The organism is Neorhizobium sp. PAMB6630 (genome assembly GCF_058242775.1).
This window is the reverse complement of sequence record NZ_JBZAYV010000002.1, coordinates 199580-216200: the sequence shown is the minus strand read 5'-3', so window position 1 is coordinate 216200 and position 16621 is coordinate 199580. Positions and strand designations below refer to the sequence as shown.

The window sequence follows — 16621 nt, the reverse complement described above, 5'->3', positions numbered from 1 at the left end:
CTGGCGCGTTTATCTGCCAGTTCGCATTTGAAGTAATGGCAGGTCGGCGGTTCGGTTCTGTTCAAGAGCATTTGGGACTTGTTCAGGACCTCAATTATTTTTTCAGAACAAGGCAGAAAGATCCCGCCGTCAATCCACCACTTGGATGATCTCAACTGTATGAACAGGTCCGTCCTGAGTGTCAGGCTTTATTTCATAAAGAATAACGTAGGGCGCCTCCACTAACATCCGGGCAGTGCGGAACACTTCCGGATGACGCTCGCCCAGACGAGGATGCTCGAGCAGCATTTCCGCTTTTTTTTCGGAATTTGGAAAAGTAACGTTCCGCGCTCCGAGGCTGCTCTTTAGCGATGTCGGTGTAGATCTTCTTAACGTCGGCTCGAGCCTTTGGTGTCCAGAGAAGCTTAACGGGCATGAGGGTTGGCGGCCGCCATTTCCTGACGCGCTTCATCCAACACCGCGTCAAAATCGACCTCGACCGCGGGGCCACTGGCCTTGCCTTCTTCCCACATCGCGCGCAACTTTGCGATATCGTCGCGCTTCTGGATCCACTTGGCCGACCAATCACGCATTGCTTCGCGGACAACTTCGCTTCCGCTGGCATAGGCGCCGCTGCTTACAGCATCGCGCAACAGCTCGGCATATTGTGGCGTCATCGAGACGCGTACTTTCTCAACATTGGGCATGGTGACCTCCGTATGTGGTGGTAGCAATTATTACCACCGCCCTGCCTTTGCACCAATGCCGATGTTTCGACTTGCACCGTGGAAACTCTTGATCGATCTAGCGCGCCTTGATTGCGCGAGAGGTCCATCCCTTTAAGAACTTAACATCTTCGTAATGTTAAAGGCGCTTTGAGACTGCATCTCCGGGTTCGTGTTCGAGGTCATGACCGTCGCAAAGGTTAATGGCGATGCCTTGGAGCGCGCCATAATCAAGCCGTTCCCGAAGGGTAACCATCGTCATCAGGTCCGATGAAAGATGGTTGTCGAAGCGTGCGATGTTTGGCCGGGCCACCCCCGTCATCAGGGCTTTGATCGCTGGCAGATTGCCCGCCGCCCACCGCGCGAGGCATTGGTTGACGCCATCGGGATCACAGTCTTGTAGTTCGAGGGAGTGTTGATACTGGGCTGTCCGGAAATCGCGGGCGAGGAAAGCAAGGTCGAGGGTGGTCAGCTTCCTGGTCCAGATCCAGGGGAGAACCAGAGCACCATCGGCGTAGGGCAGCATCGATCGCGTTGCCAGCCCGAGCTCTCCGAAGCAGTGTCGTGCATCGGAGAGCATCTCTGCAGCCACGCGCTCAACGTAGGCATACTGTTCGCTGCCTTTGAGCACGCGGTTCATTTCCAGCGCGATGCGATCGTGCAGCCCATCGCCATTTCCGCTGAAGCGTTGCGGCTTTCCACCACGGGTCGGCTTCACGGTGATGACCCGAGTGGCGTCGTCCACCTCGAGGACCTGCCAGCGCCGCCCGGCGAATATCAGTGTCTCGCCCGACCTGATCGCCGAATCCAGCGGGTAGGTGCCCTGCGTTTTTGCGTCGTGCATGATCCGATACTCCCGCTCCGTCGAAAAGACCGGGTAGAAGTCGTGCGCTTCTGTGATCCTCTCCCCGAATGCGGGTTTCACAAAGTCGCGGACAGGGATTTCAGTAAGTCGGGGACACCGATTTCAGTAAATACGGGACAGTGATTTCAGTAAGTCGCGGACAGTTGTCGCGGCGGATTTAGATCGATTTTCGTGAGCGCCGATCTGGCACTTTGCCCTCGTGGTTTGAGCGAGGACATGATGCCCGGGCGGAAGCAAGCGAGACATACTGACGTGAAGGATATCCGATCGATCCGCTCCCGCCCGCACTCGATCTCGATACGGTTGAGGATGGACTGTAGCTGCATGCCCCGCTCGGTCCCGATGAACGCGTGAAGTTCGTCGATGACCACGGCTTCCAGCGACGAGAACAGAAAGCGTATCTCCTTGCCGCGGCGGACGAGGAGGGCCTCCAGCGATTCCGGTGTGATGAGCACCACTCCGCTCGGGTTCTTGCGCGCCCGCGACTTGGCATCGGAAGATACGTCACCGTGCCATTTATGGAGCGGGATGTCGCAGGACTCGCAAAGCGACTCGAGCCGACGGTACTGGTCGTTGATGAGAGCCTTGAGCGGACTGACATATAGGATGCGGAAGCCGTCACGCGCATTGGCGTCGAGGACGCGGGTCAACAGCGGAAGGATCGCCGCTTCCGTCTTTCCCGCAGCTGTCCTAGCGGATACGACGACGTCGCCGCCCGCGAGGATGGCGGGGATCGCCTTTTCCTGAACGTCCCTCAGCCGCTGCCATTTCCGCGCCCAGATCCAGCGCCGGATCGGTTGGCCGAGGCGCTCAAAGGCGGAGGGTTGCAAGCTCGTCGTCCCCGTCGTCCGCGTCTGCAGGGATTTCCGCCTCGTCTGCGCGCTGACGATCCTCGCTCACTTCGATATGGGTCAGCAGGTCGTTCCACTTGACCTCGGGATTCTGCTCTATGTCAATCGGCGCTCACCGCCCAAAAACGACATCTGCGACGATGACTTTCCTTATGAAGTTGAAATCAAGTGCCCTCGCATCCGAACAAAAAAGTCCCTCTCCTTGGTTCGAATTGTGGTTTCTTACCCTCTCGATTGAGCGTCGCCAGTACGGTTTATCGACACGGCGGCTACCGCCTGTTTTAGTCCCGGTACAAGCGAAAAGCCTTGTGCGTTGGCCAGTTCGTCTACGAAACGATCCATAAAGATGGCCACACGGCGGCTCTTGCCCAGTGTGCCGGGCGCACGCACGAGGAATAGCTGCTTGGTGGCGAGTGGATGGGCCGGCAGCACCTCTTCGACAATTCCTGCCTCAAGTTGCGAGCTGACAAAGAACCGGGGAAGTGCTGCGATCCCGAGGTGGTTTTGTACGGCATGAAGCATCAGATCTGGCATTTGCGCTGCAAATGCTATCGTGATGGGCGCTTGGGCTCCATCGGCGAGTGGCAGGAACTTTTCATCAGGATCATCCTTGAACTGAATGTAGTCGAGCTTTGACAGGCCATCCAAACTCTCTGGACGACCCACTCGATCCAGGTAGCCTGGCGAGGCAATAAGCACTTGCTCAATGTCTGCAAGCTTTCGAATTGATCCCTCGGCAGGGCCAATACGGCAGGCTCGTAGCTCCAAGTCATAGGGATTCTGGATGGGATCTTGCGATTGGTCAGTTGCCTTCAGATCAATCTTGATTTTGGGATAACTGCGTCGCAGGTCCGCGAGAACCGGTACCAGTACCGTTTTTGCGATCAATGAAGGGCATGCCACGCTGAGGCGACCCTCTTCCGACGACTGCAGGGCAAACATGGCATCGTCCATGCGAGCCAATTGCGCAAGTACCTGCTCTGCGTGGGTCACCGCGACCTGTCCTGCTTCGGTCAGTCTGACACCATTGCGTCCTCGCACAACAAGTTCAACCCCATAGAGCTGTTCCAATGCGGCGATCTGTTGGCTGACAGCGGGCTGCGTGATTTTCAGGCGGCGCGCAGCAGCAGAAAGTGAGCCGTCTCGTGCAGCCGCCATAAGTGAACGCAACCCAGCGACGTTATCCATAAGCTACTCTTATGCTATCCATAAATACATCTGGAATGTTCATCCGCATTTCATAATCCTACTTATGGCTGGATGCATGGCCAGACAAGGGGCTTAGACCAATGACAGTCAACCGCAGAAGATTTCTCAGTGTGACAGCAATGCTTCCGGCAGCGCTGGCGGCGCCCGCCGTGCTACGAGTGAGCAGCCCCGCACATGCCCAGGAGATAGCTCCAGGCATCACCCGGGGCCCTTTGGCGATGCGGCGTAAAATCGGTGAAGTCGAGGTTTTTGCGCTGATGGATGGGTACGGAACCTTCCCAAACGGGATGTTCCCATCTTTCGAAGTGACTACGGGTGAAACTGCAGCCAAGCAGGCGCACAAACCTTTCGACCCTGCCACGTTTAATATCGGCATAAATGCCTATCTCATCCGGACAAGGGACCGCATTGTCGCCGTGGACGCCGGCGCTCCGGCTGCGGTAGGTCCAAACGTTGGCAACTGGGGGCGAGCCCTTGCCGCGATCGGCGTTGCGCCAGAACAAATCGATACGATGTTTGCAACCCATATCCACGTCGATCATGTCGGAGGACTGACGAACCCGCAAACCGGCATGCGAGTATTGCCAAATGCATCCTTCGTCGCATCGGAAGCCGAATGGACGTTTGTCCATGACGAAGCGATCTATGCGAAACAGCCGAAGGACTTCCAAGCCTACTGGGATGTCTCGCGTGCGATGGTGAAGCCCTATGACAGCGTCAAAGCGCTGATACAACCGGGGTCGGAGATCGCACCAGGGCTGACAACGGTTGCCTTACCTGGCCATACGCCGGGTCAGCTTGGCCTTCGCATCGACAGTGGCAATGAAAGCCTACTGATCTGGGGCGATCTCATTCACAGCACAGCCTTCCAGTTCACCCAGCCGGATTGGTCTTTTGTCCTTGATGCCGATCAGGAAAAGGCGGCGCAAACCCGCAAGGCAATCCTCGACATGGCTGCAACGGATGAGATCATGGTTGCCGGAATGCATCTTGACTTCCCCGGCTTCGGCTTCGTCGAGCGCGCCGGTGGCGCATATCGCTTCATCGGGGCCCCCTATGACTATCGCTCATAATCTCGGGTCCGCTCAGCACATGACGTGCTCCCTATATTTTCATCTCGTTACGAAGCATTGGAACGCACAATGACAGCCCTTCAACAGACCTTTCCTCTCAACGGTGACATGACAATTCCGGCTGTTGGATTTGGCACCTACCTGATCACCCAGGAGGATGCCCGGGAGGCCGTGCGCGTCGCCATCTTGAACGGGTATCGTCACATCGATACAGCAGAAGTCTATGACAACGAAGAAGCCGTTGGCGCTGGAATCCGTGCCGGCATCGCCGAGGCCGGTCTTACCCGCGAAGACATATTCGTTACCACCAAACTCTGGCAAGGCCACGCAGCTTGGGGTCAGAAGTTGAAAAACGAGGAAGAGACCGTGGCCGCCATCAATGGCAGCTTGGAACGACTTGGCCTGGACTATGTCGATCTCTACCTCATCCATGCACCTCACGGTGGCTCCGAGCGTTTGAACCAGTGGCGTGGGCTGCTCGAAATCAAGCGCCTTGGAAAGGCGCGAAGCATTGGTGTCAGCAACTACAGCGAAAAGCATATCGAGGAGATCAGGGTCGCAGGACTTCCTCTGCCCGATGCCAACCAGATCGAGCTCCATCCTTGGTCGCAAAAGCCTGAACTCCTTGCCTACATGAAGGCAAAGGGGATCGCACCGATTGCCTACAGTAGCCTTGCGCCTCTCTCGACCTGGCGAGCCGAGCCAGGTCAGGACAGCGCCAAGACCGAAGCGATGAAGACCAGCGATGGCGTACTTGCTGGAATGGCTGCAAAGTATGGCGTGACCGAAGCGCAGCTACTTTTGCGTTGGGGAGTCCAGAACGGTTACGCCATTCTGCCGAAGAGCCTAAATCCTGAGCGGATGCGCCAGAACATCAACCTTGGCGGCTTTGCCATCGATGCGGCCGATATGGCCTCGATGAGGGAGATGGATCGGGGCGACGGCATAGCGTGGTCGATTGGCGATCCCACACATGCCGACTAGTTCAGTAGTGCACAGCTGCGTGCAGACTTGGGTTGCTATGGCAATGACAGCAGATGATCTACGCTCACAAACAGGCCTTACGGGCATATGCCCGTACGCCACTCCTTTAATAGCAGCACCTCTAAGCTGCTTAAGAGGGGGCGCAGGTTGGACTCGCACACGGTGTTGGCTGCAACGGTGCCACCCAATTCATGCGGTTTGTCGATTCGCCACTGCGAAATTGATCGATGTGGCGCATAAACCCCAGTGACACTACGGGACTAATTCTGCGGATAAAAATGCTCACTTAATTGACCTGAAGTGAACTCAATCCGGAGCCCGGCATCATGGACAACACTCTATCCGCACCGACGCACAAGAAGGATCAACTGGACCTCGCCCGCCGCGACCTTTTGAAGGTCGCAGGCGCAGGCGCAGGTGCAATCGCAACCGGCCTTCTTTCCTATACGCAGACCGCCTCTGCGATGACCGATGAGGCGTGGGACAAAGTCTTTGCCAAGAGCGACAAGGTCGACCATCAGAAAGTGCGTTTCACCAACCGTTACGGCATCGAGCTGGCGGGTGACCTCTACATGCCGAAGAATCGCGCAGCGAGCCTTCCGGCGATTGTCGTGAGTGGACCTTTTGGCGCGGTCAAAGAACAATCGTCTGGATTGTATGCGCAGATTATGGCAGAGCGCGGCTTCGTAACGGTTGCATTTGACGGATCGTTCACGGGCGAGAGTGGCGGCCAACCGCGCAACATCGCGTCCCCGGATATCAACACGGAAGATTTCAGCGCCGCAGTCGACTTCATTGGCCTCCTGCCCGAGGTCGATCAGGAACGTATCGGTATGATCGGTGTGTGCGGCTGGGGCGGAATGGCACTCAACGCAGCAGCAGTCGACAAACGCGTCAAAGCCGTGGTTGCCAGCACAATGTATGATATGACCCGCGTACTTTCGAAGGGCTACAATGATACTGTCACTCTGGAACAGAGGACCCAGAGCCTGGAGCAGTTAAGCCGTCAGCGCTGGGCTGATGCGGAGGCGGGAACCCCCGGATACATGAAGGACTTCAACGTCCTCAGAGGCGGCGAACCTCAGTTCCTAGTCGACTACCACGACTATTACATGACGCCTCGCGGTTATCACAAACGCGCCGTGAACTCGGGCAATGGCTGGTCTTTGACCACGCCTCTGTCCTTCATGAATATGCCGATCTTGTCCTACATCGCCGAAATCTCTCCGCGCCCGCTACTGCTCATCCATGGCGAGAAGGCACATTCACGGTACTTCAGCGAGACGGCCTTTTCTGCAGCAGCGGAGCCGAAGGAACTGATGATCATCCCGGACGCGAGCCACACCGATCTCTACGATCGCCTGGACAAGATCCCGTTCGACCGGATCGCCGACTTCTTCAGCCAGCATCTGGCCTAGGCTACGCCATTTGCGACGCGGCGGGTGCTGGTAGCGCTAGCTGCCCGTAACGCCGCGCGCGTATTTGAATATCCTAAAGGACATTTAAAATGACCGACAACATTGCCGGAAAAACCATCGTCATCACCGGCGCCTCGAGCGGAATGGGTGCTGCCGCTGCACGCCATCTTGCCGCCAAGGGTGCAAGTATCGTACTCGGCGCCCGCCGTGCCGATCGCATCGACGCTCTTGCCAGCGAAATCAACAATGCCGACGGTCAAGCTACGGCTGCTGTGACCGACGTGACGAAGCAGGAAGACCTGCAAAAGCTGGTAGACACCGCTGTCGAGGCCTATGGCCGGATCGACGTTCTGATCAACAATGCCGGCGTTATGCCGCTTTCGCCGATGGAGAGACTAAAGGTCACCGAATGGGACCAGATGATCGACGTGAACCTCAAGGGCGTACTCTATGGAATTGCCGCGGCGCTCCCTTACATGAGATCTCAGAAATCCGGCCATATCATCAATCTCTCCTCCGTAGCAGGTCATAAGCTCTTCGGCGGCTCAGCTGTGTATTCCGCGACCAAGTTCGCGGTGAGGGCCCTGTCCGAAGGGCTGCGCCAGGAAATGGCGGCCTACAACATTCGCACCACGATCATTTCTCCGGGAGCCGTCAAGACAGAACTCCTCGAACACATCAGTGAGAAGGACGTGCGGGAGGCAAACCAGGACTATGTCGGACAGGTCGGCGTTCCCGCTGAGACCTTCGCCCGAATGGTCGCTTTTGCGATCAACGAACCAGACGACGTTGCGATCAACGAAATCCTCTTCCGGCCGACGGTTCAGGAGCTCTGACGCAAGCAGATGTACCGGTTTTGAATCCGCAATGCGGAAAGACATCGGCGGGGCCATCGTCGATATGGCCCCGCTCGTCCCGAATGTATTCCAGAGGAGTTATAGATGAAGTCGATTGCCGCAAGCATTGCAATCTCTGCCATTGCCGCGACAAGTGTTGAAGCTCAGGATGACCGGCGTAGGCTTGCTCCACCAGCCGCTTACGACGTCGCCCCGGGGCTCGGGCAGTTCACCGATAGCATTTTGTTCGGAGAAGTATGGCAAAGAAGCGAACTCACACCTCGGGATCGCAGCCTGGTTACCCTTTCTGCAATCATTTCCACCGGCAAAACAGCGCAGATTGCAGAGCACGTTAGCCGAGCACTGGACAATGACGTAAGCCCGTCTGAGATCGGTGAACTCATCACACATCTTGCGTTTTACTCGGGCTGGCCAAATGCTGTTTCCGCCGTGGCGGAGACTAAGGCGGTCTTCGATCAGCGCGGGCTCGCGTCCGTCACGAACAGCAATGCCCCGCGGGTCGAATTCGATCCGACCGCCGAGGCTGCTCGGAGAGCGACGATTGAGGCCACGGTTGCACCGACAGCTGCCGCGCTGGCCGATTTCACCAACAGAGTGCTCTATGAAGATCTGTGGCAGCGGCCTGATCTTGTCGCTCGCGATCGGAGTTTGGTGACGATGGCCTCCCTGATCGCGATAGGGCAGCCGGAACAATTTCCGTTTCACGCCAACCGCGCCATGGACAATGGGCTGAAGCCGTCAGAAGCTTCAGAGGTGCTAGCACAAGTCGCCTTCTATGCAGGCTGGCCGAGGGCCATGTCCGCCGTGCCCGTGCTCAAGCAGGTTCTCGAAAACAGGAAAGGAACTTCAGTGACCTCGCCTCAGGCAGACCTTACAATCACGCCCGCAGGAACCGGGGCTGCATCAGCTCCGGAGGAATACTTCACGGGCAGTGTTCAAATTTCGGGCCGGTATCAAGCCGATGCACCCGCCCGCATTGGTGGTGCAACAGTCTCCTTCTCGGCGGGTGCTCGAACCGCTTGGCATGCCCATCCCCTTGGGCAGACACTGTTCATCGTGAGCGGACGCGGCTGGGTCCAGAAGGAAGGTGAGCCAGTCCAGGAGGTCGGTCCGGGGGACGTGGTGTGGATCCCCCCGCTGATCCGGCATTGGCACGGTGCCTCGCGCACCGAAGCGATGACCCATTTCGCGGTGGCTGAATCGCTTGACGGCAGCGCGGTCACCTGGATGGAGAAGGTGGCCGACGAGGATTACAGCCTCGGTCTAGGAGAATGATGACAGCGGGGACGCGTGTCTGCGCCCCCCTTTCACGGAGCCAACAAGGAGACGACCACATGCTCAAGACAATTATAGCCGCGGTCGTTTTCGCAACAGGAGCGACCGGACCTGCCATGTCCCAAGAAGCGATTCGAATTTCTTCTGAATGGGGCGAAGTCACTGCTACCCTCGCTGACAATGAAGCCGCGAGATCTCTAGCACGGATACTGCCACTGAAGATCGAGATGTCAGACCATCTCCGTCAGGAAAAGACGGGATATCTGCCCGCAGCGCTCCCTGAGCAGGCAAGGCAGAGAGACTTCTCGGTCGGCACCCTCGGCCTGTGGGGCGGTGGTGATTTTGTGATCTACTATCGCAGCGGCCGCGTTCCATCTCCCGGCATCATCATCCTGGGGCAAGTGACAGGCGATGTTTCGATCTTCGACCGCCCTGGCTCCATCACCGTAACAATTCAGTCCGACGACTGAGTCATGCATGGAGCCATACTCTGTGGGAACGTGTTGATTGACGCAAACAAGTGGTCTCCGGTAAAGCTCAGGCGGCTTAAGTTCCATAATTAACGATTGCGCTGCAGCCCACGCGCGCTTGCATAAAGCTATTGGAGTTCAATTGCTTAGCGGACCACCGCGCGGGCCGACGGTTAGAAATCCTTCAAGGCGCCGATCTTGGCAATAGTTTTGGTCGGTGTACCTTCGAACTCGTCACTCGACATGGCAGCCCGCGATTGTGCTTGAACGGTGCCTGGGCGCCCGGTTCCAATTTCGTTGCAGTTTCGGCACGGCCACCTATAACTGCGGAGCGGCTCTTCTATGGCGAAGCGCGCTGTCGATTTAAAATGCGCCGATCATCAAAGTGGAAGATCATCATGCCCAAACAAAGAAAGCCTGCGGTCGTCAGCACCGGTATCGTGGGCCTTGACGAAATCCTGCGCGGTGGGCTCCCGGCGTCAAACCTTTACATGCTGCAGGGCGCTCCTGGCTCAGGCAAGACCACGGCCGCCCTCCAGTTCTTGCGCGCCGGTGTCGAGGCTGGTGAGAACTGCATATATGTGACTCTCTCGCAGACGGCGGCCGAATTGAAAGCTATCGCCATTTCGCACGGCTGGACGCTTGACGGCATCCGGGTGGAAGAGCTGGCAACGTCTGGTACGGTCAACGAGGCCGATGACCAGAGCATATTCCTGACCTCCGATCTTCGCCTGGATGAAACACGCAAAGCAATTGAAGCCGCGATCGAGGAACACAAACCCCGCCGCCTCGTCTACGATTCACTGTTAGAGATCCGTCTGATTACCGGCGACAGCCCCCGTTTTCGGCGAGAGTTGATCGGCTTCAAATCGTTCCTCGCCAAAAGAAATGTCGTTGCGTTGTTGTTGGACACCCAGACAGCGGGATCCGAGCGCAGCGGAGAGGAAGTCGAGGGTCTCGCCCATGGTGTCATTCGTTTTGACAAATCTCTGGAAGAATACGGTGGGGTGCGTCGTCGTATCGAGGTTTCGAAGATGCGCGGCGTACCCATCGCCGATGGTTATCACGATATGGCCATCCGCGAAGGGGAGGGTGTTGTGGTATTTCCTCGCATCATGCCGAGCGCGGCGGCAGAGGGCACAAAGCCGCAACTGATAAAATCTGGTGTTGCCGAGCTGGATGAGATGTTTGGCGGTGGCCAGGAATCCGGGACAACAACCCTCGTTATCGGCCAGTCGGGCACCGGCAAGTCGACAATGTCGTCACTATACGCAACAGCAGCACTCGAACGCGGGGAAAACGTCGCGCTTTTCCTGTTCGAGGAGCGGCTTGAGACGTTCTTCCGGCGGTCGGAAGGCCTGGGTATGAACCTGAGGCAGTTTCACAAGGACGGCAGACTTATTCTGCGCGATTTCAATCCCAATGAAATTTCACCCGGTGAGTTCGGGCAGATCGTTCAGGACGCCGTGACGCAGAACAAATCGCGCGTCGTCGTGATCGACAGTCTGACCGGGTATTTGAATTCCTTACCGCATCGCGAGAAAGCCGTCCGGGATATACAGTCGCTGCTGAAATACCTAGCACGCTCAGGCGTGCTCACGATGCTGATCGTTGCGCAGCATGGTCTGATCGGCCAGAATGTCGGCATTGATGTCGATGTCAGCTTCCTCGGTGATACCGTCCTGCTTTTGCGCATCATGGAGCACGAGGGACGACTTCGTCGGAACATTACCGTCGTCAAGAAGCGTCATGGACCACACGATCTCAATATCCGGGAGCTTGTCATCGAAAGCGGAGGTGTCAGCGTGATAGCGTACAATCCTCTCCCCGATTCAAAGGGATGACCGTTCTCCCCGAAAGTGAGTTGGACTGGGTGCTGGTGCTTGCTCCTTTTCGCAAGGATGCCGATTACATCGCGACCTTTCTCCAGGAACAGCAGATCGAGGTTACGGCGGCCAAGCCCGATGCAGATCTGGTCGACCATCTGGCCAAGTCGCCGGGCATGATCGTGATCACGCACGAGGCGCTCAATCCGCCTGTTGTCGAAACAGTTGCTGCGCACCTTTCCGAGCAGCCCGACTGGTCGGAAGTCCCAATCATCGTCCTTCTGGAGCGAGCGGCACCAATTGCTCGCATTCGAAGCCATCTGCAAGATTTCTGGCCGGGTGCACGCGTGCTGTTTTACTCTCGTCCGATCACGCCACTGGAATTCGTAAACGGCATCCAGTCCAATCTTTTGGTGCGTCTGCGCCAGCGGGAGGTCCGCAATTCCATCGAGCGAGAAAAGGAGCTGCGCCTCGAGCTAAACCACCGAGTTAAAAATATTCTTGCGAGTGTTCAGTCAATTTTTCAGATGACAAAACGGGGGGCTGCAACCGTGGAAGATCTGGCCATTGATTTTTCCGGTCGCCTACAGGCTCTGTCCAAGGTGCATGCCGCCGTTTTTGAAGCTGGTGGTGAGGAGGTCCCGCTAACGGCCGTCGTTGAACTGACAGTTTCTCCTTACAATGGTGACGGCGCCACCCGTATCGATGTCACCGGAGCTGAAATCGTCGTCAGCCGGGACGCGGGCACCACAATAGCGCTGTGCCTGCATGAACTGGTTACGAACGCCATTAAATATGGCGCGCTTTCGCAACCGGAAGGACATGTCGAAATCGCATGGACTATAGCGGCAAACGATCGAAGCGAGTTCTCGCTGACTTGGGTCGAGGTCGGTGGGCCAATTGTCCGTGAGCCGACGCGGCAGGGATATGGCACGCGCTATGTGCGCTCTGCGCTGGGTTCCTTGTTCGGCAACGTCCCCGAGATCGTGTTTGCTCCGGAGGGGTTTCGCTGCAACGTCCGGGGGCCTGCCGAAAGAATTGGCGCACGTTGACCAGTTTTGAAAAAGCGAATGATACCGCCATTTTAAATATAAGTGAAACGCGCCATTAAAGGCGGATCTATTCGGTTGGGTGCGCGTTCTAAAGGCTAACGCAGTCAGTAGACATATCTGTAGCGTCGCTGACGGAAAGTATCAGGAATGACGCATCAAGGGGCTACAGTCATCGTCGTGGAGGACGAAACGCTTGTTCGCATGCATATCGCGATGTCGCTTGAGGACGAGGGCTTCATCGTGCTCGAAGCGGCAAATGCCCACGACGCGATGGAACTTCTGGATCAGCATGCTGAGATAAGCCTGATGTTTACGGACATCGATATGCCCGGCAGCATGGACGGCTTGAAGCTGGCTGAGGCCGTGCGTGACAGGTGGCCTCCCATCAAGATCATCATTGCGTCAGGCCATCGCCATTTGCGCGGCGATCTTCTTCCTATAGAAGGCAAGTTTTTCAGCAAGCCGTATGATCATGCGCAAATCATATCCGCTATGAAAAAAATGCTTGTTGCAGTATAGGCGTCGCCTGAAGCGGTGGCCTTTCAGCAGAGCCGAGCCTTCACTTTTGAAAATGCTCATACTCTGCAGGCCCGAAAGCGTTGTGAAATCGGGGCTCAGTGTATCCTCACATCTTGTCGTAGGTGAACGACGTCAAAAGCGTGGTCACGAAGTTGCTGGCCTTCTCCTTGACGAGGACTTGCGTCCACTCGTCGGTGCCACGCAGAACCAAGCCTGAGTAGATGTTGTCGACGGCCGTCTCCTCAATACGCTTGACCTGCGACCTGAAGGCCGGCTCGTCGCCGGTCATGTACACATCGCGCACGACCACTCTCAGGATCTCCTGGATGGCGATCTGCCAAGCCGTGTTGATCGCCTGAAGTTCTGCTGTTGCTTCTTGCGTCATGAAGTCTCCCGTCTGCAGTCCGGTAGCGGCTGCGGGTGAGGCATAAAAAAGGCCAGGCAAATTGCCTGACCTTCATTGGTCTCACGCTCTCACACAGCCAGACATCCGTGGCCAGAGGAAAGCAGATCTTGGATCAGGCTGCTTGAAGATTGCAGGCCGACATCTTGCCCGACTTGTTGTCGCGCTCCATGTCGTAGCCGATCTTCTGGCCTTCAACGATTTCGCGCATGCCGGCGCGTTCAACGGCCGAGATGTGGACGAATGCGTCCGGGCCGCCGTTGTCAGGCTGAATGAAGCCGAAGCCCTTGGTGGAATTGAACCATTTAACTGTGCCAGTGGTCATGATGAACCCTCTCGTAGCAATAGGTGATACCACTGCGCATTGCGCAGCGGACTGTGATAGCGATGCTTTAAAGGGAGGGTTCGTTCAGGGCGCGGTGCCAAACGCGCGATAACCAAAGCTCAGCAGCAAAATATCGATGACTTCTCGTATTAGTCTTTGAGAAGGCTGTCAATCATTGGTTATTCACGACTGCATTCAATTGCCGGTGGTTCGGGGTCGGAAAGGGAGTGCCCTTCGTTGAACCGCGAGGCTTCGGAAGAGTGACTATCAGTATCGGGACCGTCCATTCACCAGCGATCTTGTGCAGCACCTGACGAACCTGCGCAGCACCACTCATGTGCAGCTCACCGAAGCCGCTAGGCAAGCACCAGGATCCGTTCTATTTCGCGAGCTTGTCGCCGTTCAACCTTAGCGTCACGATCACTCCGTCTCCTGCCCACTCAAAACCAATCGACCCGCCAAGTTGACCGGACACGCTTCGATTGACCAACTGGCTGCCATAACCTTCGACGCCGTTCGGCGGCTCAACTTGCGGCCCGCCCCGTTCCGTCCACACAAGCTCAAGATCAGGCCCAATCGTGGATCCGGATAAATCAAGCGTTCCAGTATCGGCGGACAGCGCACCGTATTTCAGGGAGTTGGTTGCCAGTTCGTGAATGACGAGGGCGAGCGCTGTTGCCGCGTGTTCCCCTATTCCCATACGAGGAACCGCAACTCTGATGCGACCGCTGAACGCACCGAGGTCTTCATAAGGTGAGAGCAGAATGGACAGAAGATCTCCCAGCAAGGCTGCCTGACCCTGATGTCCCGGAAGCGGGCGGACGAGGTCATGCGCTCGTCCCAGCGCGGCGAGCCTGCCAGTCAGCAACTCCGCCATCTCCTTGGCAGTCGTCGTCGATCGGGACGACATATTGGTGAGGCCCGTAGCGATGGCAAGCAGGTTTTTGACGCGGTGGCTCATTTCTCCGGCGAGCAATTCATGGCCTTCTTCGGCCTGCTTGCGCCCTGTCACATCCAGGAATATGCCGAACATTTGACCGAAATGCAGAGCTGCGTCATCCCCCAAGCCCCGCGCCGAGATCCAGCGTATCTCGTCTTCGATCATGATCCGAAAGTCGATTTCATACGATCCGACGATGCCGCGGGTCGCCGTAAACGCTTCGCGCACACGATCCCGGTCTGCGGGATGGATATGAGCCGACAAGTCTTCGAACTTCACTTCATGACTGTAGGGCAAGCCCCACAGACGGAATGCCTGATCATCCATCGCGAAACGGTCGTCATCCACGCTCCAGGACCAAAGGGCAACGCCGGCCGCGTGGATTGCTCTTCGCAAATTGTCAGGGCGTGCGAGCGGGTGGTTTGGATCGCGAAATGGCATGGACGAGCCCCCGTCAGGATTGTGGGTCAAAGGAAACCAGCTGACAGCGTCCTATAACACTCATGAACCTTGTATCAGCCAGAAAAACAGCGATGTCTGGATATGTATGGCGTTGGTGCAACGTTCAGCGACAGTTCATCATTCGGTCTTTGATGCGCCGGCTTATTTGGTTGCTCCCACTGAGGCTCGGCAACGAACGGAATTCGGGCGTCCACAGGCGAACATTCGGTTAAGAATGGCCACACCGATCGCAGCCTCTGTCTGTTGAGCAAGGAATGAACGAGCCCGTAGCCGCGGGCAGATGACGCCTTTGTATCGACCCATCGCGGTTTCAACCAAAGCTCGTTTGCCATAACCGGTGGACGTCTGCCATTTCAGCCGACCATCTGCCTGCATGGTTGCTATGTGGTCGTCTCTCTGGCAGCATGCTTGGGCGTTGGGCCGTTCAACCGCCTTCGAGCGCGGTGGAATAACGACCCTTGCGCCTGGACTGTGAGGCAGGACAGCTTCGTAGGTTGGAGTGCCATCATAAGCTCCATCGGCGGTGAACTGGTCGATCTCATCGTCGATCTGATCCAGCAACGGCTCCAGCTCCGAGGCATCGCCGGTTTCCTGATCTGTCAGACTATGTGCAATGATCTCGCCACTGTCGGCATCAACCGCCAGGTGCAGCTTGCGCCAGCCACGCCGGGACTTTGCCCCATGTTTTTCTTCCAGCCATTGGCCAGCGCCATAGATCTTCAGCCCGGTGCTGTCGACCAGAACGTGAATGGCGCCGTCCGCCACATGCTGTCGGCCGTTGCCTCCGGCCGATGGTTTCCAGGTTCTGGCCCGTCGGCTCAGCGTGGTGTGATCGGGCACAGGCAAGTCCAATTCCATCATGTCAAGCACCGAACTCAGAAGCCCTTCGCTCTGGCGCAACCGCAATCCGAATACCATGCCCAGCATCAGCGTAGTTTCGATCGCCAGATCCGAATAGAGAGGCTGGCCACCACGCGTCTTACGCCGCGGAGCGGCCCAGCCCACCAGCGCTTCTGGCGTTACCCGAAGAGTTAAACTGCCACGGCGGCGAAGGCCCGCCTCATACTCCGCCCAGTTCGTCACTTTGAACTTCATCTTACCGATGTGATGTCGGCGGGCGGCGTTATGTTTGTGCGGCATGCTGGATCAATCAACCTATTTTCGATCCCGGCCGCATAGCCGCAAAATGTTGAAATTTGATCCCTGCACCAATTCCGATCAGAATGCAAAGTTATCACATATATCCAGTACCTTGCGTCAATTATCCATATTCGTCGCAGGTTCGGGTCCTTTCAAGGCGAAGGAACGCGCGCAAGCACCGGCTTCTTTCTCATAGTGCGACTTGAAAATGCTATCACTTCTGTGGTAGTGATATCACAACGAAAATA

Annotated in this window: 18 protein-coding genes and 1 pseudogene; 9 read left to right on the top strand and 10 right to left on the bottom strand. The window is 56.8% G+C overall.

The features are described from left to right. Positions 1–129 precede the first annotated feature (129 nt). The 6 genes and pseudogenes from AC4CWF_RS19730 to AC4CWF_RS19705 all read right to left on the bottom strand — a co-directional run bounded on the left by AC4CWF_RS19730 (position 130) and on the right by AC4CWF_RS19705 (position 3608). Positions 130–288 carry a hypothetical protein gene (locus tag AC4CWF_RS19730; protein WP_491287829.1) on the bottom strand — a complete coding sequence of 53 codons (159 nt, stop codon included), beginning with the start codon at positions 286–288 and terminating at the stop codon, positions 130–132. A 28-nt stretch (positions 289–316) separates the two neighbouring features. After that, positions 317–415, bottom strand: a pseudogene (locus AC4CWF_RS19725) (type II toxin-antitoxin system RelE/ParE family toxin); the annotation flags it as partial. Continuing rightward, a complete protein-coding gene (locus AC4CWF_RS19720; RefSeq protein ID WP_491286958.1) occupies positions 405–686 on the bottom strand; it encodes a ribbon-helix-helix domain-containing protein in 282 nt (93 codons plus the stop codon). The gene AC4CWF_RS19720 and the pseudogene AC4CWF_RS19725, both read right to left, overlap by 11 nt. A gap of 157 nt (positions 687–843) precedes the next feature. Beyond that, on the bottom strand, positions 844–1548 hold the full coding sequence (locus AC4CWF_RS19715) for a hypothetical protein (RefSeq protein ID WP_491286956.1): 705 nt from the start codon (positions 1546–1548) through the stop codon (positions 844–846). A 146-nt stretch (positions 1549–1694) separates the two neighbouring features. Further along, positions 1695–2399, bottom strand: coding sequence for a DEAD/DEAH box helicase (locus tag AC4CWF_RS19710; RefSeq protein ID WP_491286955.1), 705 nt, complete (start codon positions 2397–2399; stop codon positions 1695–1697). A gap of 243 nt (positions 2400–2642) precedes the next feature. Beyond that, entirely contained in the window at positions 2643–3608 is a 966-nt protein-coding gene (locus tag AC4CWF_RS19705) for a LysR family transcriptional regulator (protein ID WP_491286954.1), read from the bottom strand. Positions 3609–3709: 101 nt separating this feature from the next. On the opposite strand from AC4CWF_RS19705, the gene AC4CWF_RS19700 reads away from it, so the two are divergent. The 9 genes from AC4CWF_RS19700 (at position 3710) to AC4CWF_RS19660 (ending at position 13103) form a co-directional block, all read left to right on the top strand. Next, positions 3710–4702: an MBL fold metallo-hydrolase gene (locus AC4CWF_RS19700; RefSeq protein ID WP_491286952.1), complete on the top strand. Its 993-nt coding sequence runs from the start codon at positions 3710–3712 to the stop codon at positions 4700–4702. Positions 4703–4771: 69 nt separating this feature from the next. Next, positions 4772–5686, top strand: a complete 915-nt coding sequence (locus AC4CWF_RS19695) for an aldo/keto reductase (RefSeq protein WP_491286950.1) — start codon at positions 4772–4774, stop codon at positions 5684–5686. Positions 5687–6012: 326 nt separating this feature from the next. Further along, positions 6013–7104: an alpha/beta hydrolase gene (locus AC4CWF_RS19690; RefSeq protein ID WP_491286948.1), complete on the top strand. Its 1092-nt coding sequence runs from the start codon at positions 6013–6015 to the stop codon at positions 7102–7104. 89 nt (positions 7105–7193) lie between these two features. Beyond that, entirely contained in the window at positions 7194–7940 is a 747-nt protein-coding gene (locus tag AC4CWF_RS19685; protein WP_491286946.1) for an SDR family oxidoreductase, read from the top strand. Between the two features lie 105 nt (positions 7941–8045). Continuing rightward, positions 8046–9236 (top strand): (R)-mandelonitrile lyase, encoded by a 1191-nt coding sequence (locus tag AC4CWF_RS19680; RefSeq protein ID WP_491286944.1) that lies wholly within the window; start codon positions 8046–8048, stop codon positions 9234–9236. A 59-nt stretch (positions 9237–9295) separates the two neighbouring features. Continuing rightward, on the top strand, positions 9296–9706 hold the full coding sequence (locus AC4CWF_RS19675) for a cyclophilin-like fold protein (protein ID WP_491286942.1): 411 nt from the start codon (positions 9296–9298) through the stop codon (positions 9704–9706). Between the two features lie 398 nt (positions 9707–10104). Then, positions 10105–11550: a DUF7125 family protein gene (locus AC4CWF_RS19670; RefSeq protein ID WP_491286940.1), complete on the top strand. Its 1446-nt coding sequence runs from the start codon at positions 10105–10107 to the stop codon at positions 11548–11550. Further along, entirely contained in the window at positions 11547–12584 is a 1038-nt protein-coding gene (locus tag AC4CWF_RS19665; RefSeq protein ID WP_491286939.1) for a sensor histidine kinase, read from the top strand. Before AC4CWF_RS19670 ends, AC4CWF_RS19665 begins: the two co-directional genes overlap by 4 nt. Before the next feature lie 147 nt (positions 12585–12731). Then, the gene (locus AC4CWF_RS19660) at positions 12732–13103 is read left to right on the top strand and encodes a response regulator (RefSeq protein ID WP_491286937.1); all 372 of its coding nucleotides are present in this window, start codon (positions 12732–12734) and stop codon (positions 13101–13103) included. A gap of 106 nt (positions 13104–13209) precedes the next feature. Here AC4CWF_RS19660 and AC4CWF_RS19655 read toward each other — a convergent pair whose 3' ends face one another. From AC4CWF_RS19655 to AC4CWF_RS19640, 4 genes are all read right to left on the bottom strand, one after another. Continuing rightward, entirely contained in the window at positions 13210–13488 is a 279-nt protein-coding gene (locus AC4CWF_RS19655) for a hypothetical protein (protein WP_491286935.1), read from the bottom strand. 133 nt (positions 13489–13621) lie between these two features. Then, a complete protein-coding gene (locus tag AC4CWF_RS19650; protein WP_007605510.1) occupies positions 13622–13831 on the bottom strand; it encodes a cold-shock protein in 210 nt (69 codons plus the stop codon). Positions 13832–14210: 379 nt separating this feature from the next. After that, on the bottom strand, positions 14211–15212 hold the full coding sequence (locus tag AC4CWF_RS19645; RefSeq protein WP_491286931.1) for a sensor histidine kinase: 1002 nt from the start codon (positions 15210–15212) through the stop codon (positions 14211–14213). A gap of 162 nt (positions 15213–15374) precedes the next feature. Beyond that, on the bottom strand, positions 15375–16373 hold the full coding sequence (locus AC4CWF_RS19640) for an IS5 family transposase (RefSeq protein WP_491286929.1): 999 nt from the start codon (positions 16371–16373) through the stop codon (positions 15375–15377). Positions 16374–16621 lie beyond the last annotated feature (248 nt).

Bases quoted from the DNA above. Each gene is read 5' to 3' on its own strand.
- AC4CWF_RS19660 (WP_491286937.1), top strand. From the start codon at position 12,732: ATGACGCATCAAGGGGCTACAGTCATCGTCGTGGAGGACGAAACGCTT.
- AC4CWF_RS19670 (WP_491286940.1), top strand. From the start codon at position 10,105: ATGCCCAAACAAAGAAAGCCTGCGGTCGTCAGCACCGGTATCGTGGGC.
- AC4CWF_RS19650 (WP_007605510.1), bottom strand. From the start codon at position 13,831: ATGACCACTGGCACAGTTAAATGGTTCAATTCCACCAAGGGCTTCGGC.
- AC4CWF_RS19720 (WP_491286958.1), bottom strand. From the start codon at position 686: ATGCCCAATGTTGAGAAAGTACGCGTCTCGATGACGCCACAATATGCC.
- AC4CWF_RS19690 (WP_491286948.1), top strand. From the start codon at position 6,013: ATGGACAACACTCTATCCGCACCGACGCACAAGAAGGATCAACTGGAC.
- AC4CWF_RS19675 (WP_491286942.1), top strand. From the start codon at position 9,296: ATGCTCAAGACAATTATAGCCGCGGTCGTTTTCGCAACAGGAGCGACC.
- AC4CWF_RS19645 (WP_491286931.1), bottom strand. From the start codon at position 15,212: ATGCCATTTCGCGATCCAAACCACCCGCTCGCACGCCCTGACAATTTG.
- AC4CWF_RS19655 (WP_491286935.1), bottom strand. From the start codon at position 13,488: ATGACGCAAGAAGCAACAGCAGAACTTCAGGCGATCAACACGGCTTGG.
- AC4CWF_RS19730 (WP_491287829.1), bottom strand. From the start codon at position 288: ATGCTGCTCGAGCATCCTCGTCTGGGCGAGCGTCATCCGGAAGTGTTC.
- AC4CWF_RS19665 (WP_491286939.1), top strand. From the start codon at position 11,547: ATGACCGTTCTCCCCGAAAGTGAGTTGGACTGGGTGCTGGTGCTTGCT.
- AC4CWF_RS19700 (WP_491286952.1), top strand. From the start codon at position 3,710: ATGACAGTCAACCGCAGAAGATTTCTCAGTGTGACAGCAATGCTTCCG.
- AC4CWF_RS19715 (WP_491286956.1), bottom strand. From the start codon at position 1,548: ATGCACGACGCAAAAACGCAGGGCACCTACCCGCTGGATTCGGCGATC.
- AC4CWF_RS19640 (WP_491286929.1), bottom strand. From the start codon at position 16,373: ATGCCGCACAAACATAACGCCGCCCGCCGACATCACATCGGTAAGATG.
- AC4CWF_RS19695 (WP_491286950.1), top strand. From the start codon at position 4,772: ATGACAGCCCTTCAACAGACCTTTCCTCTCAACGGTGACATGACAATT.
- AC4CWF_RS19705 (WP_491286954.1), bottom strand. From the start codon at position 3,608: ATGGATAACGTCGCTGGGTTGCGTTCACTTATGGCGGCTGCACGAGAC.
- AC4CWF_RS19685 (WP_491286946.1), top strand. From the start codon at position 7,194: ATGACCGACAACATTGCCGGAAAAACCATCGTCATCACCGGCGCCTCG.
- AC4CWF_RS19680 (WP_491286944.1), top strand. From the start codon at position 8,046: ATGAAGTCGATTGCCGCAAGCATTGCAATCTCTGCCATTGCCGCGACA.